Annotated in this window: 1 protein-coding gene; it reads right to left on the bottom strand. The window is 69.9% G+C overall.

Annotated features, from left to right (window positions below; genetic code table 11):
• Positions 1 to 1,418: hypothetical protein (locus ACWCPY_RS43280; RefSeq protein WP_451274690.1), on the bottom strand; the 1,418-nt coding region annotated here is incomplete at both ends.

Raw genomic sequence — 1,418 nt, 5'->3', positions numbered from 1 at the left:
CCCGGGACAGCCCACCCGACCCACCCCCAACCAGGCCACGCCCGCCCAAAGCATCCACCCGCACCCCCAACCAGAAGCGCCGCTCACCGCCGAACGATAGTTCGAGTGATCTGACGGTGATGCCAGCGGCCTCGAGGACACCCCTGACCTCGAATTCGTCCCGGCTGAGGTGGGTAGCCAGGTCGCGGAGGTACACGCCAACCCGTTCCCCGGCCAGCTCGCGGATGGTGCGGGCAAGGTCCTCGACGGGCGGGAGGTGGGCGAGGCCGCGCCCTCCCAGGGCATTCACCCGCACCCCCAGCCGGTCGCGCGGCTTGCCGTCGAACCGCAGGTCGAGTTTCTTGACGCTGATGCCGTTGGCCTCGAGGACACCCCTGATCTCGGCTTCCGTCCGGCCGAGGTGGGCGGCCAGGTCGCCGAGGTACACACCGACCCCGACCCTCCGTCCGTGCTGCGCAGCCATCCGGCGGATGGTGCGGGCGAGGTCCTCGATGGCCAGTGAGGGGGAAGTGGGGTGGTGGCCCCGGCCGGGGCCGGCCGGGGCCATCGCCTCCTGCGGTCCTGTCCTGCCCGGTTCGTCAGAGGCGTCCGGGGGCAGTTCACCTGGCTCGCCCCTGGCCCCGTCCCCGTCTGAGCGGCTGTGCTGGCCCAGGGCATCCACCCGCACCCCCAGCCGGTCGCGCCGCTCGTCACCGACCCACAGCTCGATTCTCTGGATGTCGATGCCAGCAGCCTCAAGGGCGCCCCTGATCTCGTTTTTCTGCAGGTCGAGGTGCTCGAGTTCCTGCAGGCTGCGGAGGTGGGTGGTCAGGTCGTCAAGGTGCACACCAGGCTGGTCGTTCGCTGATGCCAACTCCCGGATAGTGCGGGCAAGGTCCTCGACGGTTGGGAAGTGGGCTAGGCCGTGCCGGCCCAGGGCATCCACCCGCACCCCCAGCCGGACGACCCGCTCGCCGTCGAACCACAACTGGAGTGTCTTGACGTTGATGCCGTTGGCCTTGAGGACGTTCCTGATCTCGGCTTCCGTCCGGCCGAGGTGGGCGGCCAGGGTGGCGAGATGCACCCCGACCCCCCACCCGTGCTGCGCGGCCAGCTTGCGGATGGTGCGGGCGAGGTCCTCGATGGGCGGGAGGTGGGCGAGGCCGCGCCGGCCTAGAGCATCCACTCGCACCCCCAGCCGGATGACCCGCTCGTCGCCGAACCGCAGGGGGAGTTTCTTGACGGTGGTGATGCCGTTGGCCTTGAGGGTGTTCCTGATTTCGGCTTCGTCCCGGCCGAGGTGGGTAGCCAGGTCGCGGAGGTGTACACCAGTCCGTTTTCCGGCCAGTTGGCGGATGGTGCGGGCAAGGTCCTCGATGGTTTGTGGTGGGGGGGTGTCGGGGTGGGGGGTCTGGTTGGGGTCGGCCTGGTCCTCCGGG

The sequence above is a fragment of the Streptomyces sp. NPDC002403 genome (assembly GCF_053593015.1).
The sequence above is the reverse complement of the archived record's forward strand: the minus strand, read 5'-3'. Positions and strand labels throughout refer to the sequence as shown.